Raw genomic sequence first — 318 nt, 5'->3', positions numbered from 1 at the left:
CACAGGTCGTTGTGGACCGTCTGGTACACCCACTTCTCTGCGCCGGTGGAGGCGTCCAGCGCCAGAACCGAAGCACCGTATTTATGATTGAGCGCGGTGCGCTCTACACCGTAGTGTTTAATCCAGTTTGAGAAATATCCAGCTCAATGCGAATGCCAGTCCCTGTAGGAGCGAGCTTGCTCGCGAAAGCCTTCCAGACAACACATTCATTCTGGATAAACGCGCAGGCCCTGATTTTTTCGCGAGCAAGCTCGCTCCTACAGAGAAGCATTCGGCTCAATGCGATCTAAGGATTCTGCAAAAACACCACATACCCCC

At 53.1% G+C, this 318-nt stretch carries 1 pseudogene; it reads right to left on the bottom strand.

Annotated features, from left to right (window positions below):
• Positions 1-113: pseudogene (locus AC0L3U_RS38930) on the bottom strand (hypothetical protein); the annotation flags it as partial.
• Between the last annotated feature and the right edge of the window lie 205 nt (positions 114-318).

The sequence above is a fragment of the Bradyrhizobium sp. Kon69 genome, from assembly GCF_055807515.1.
This window is presented reverse-complemented; position numbering and strand designations above follow the sequence as displayed.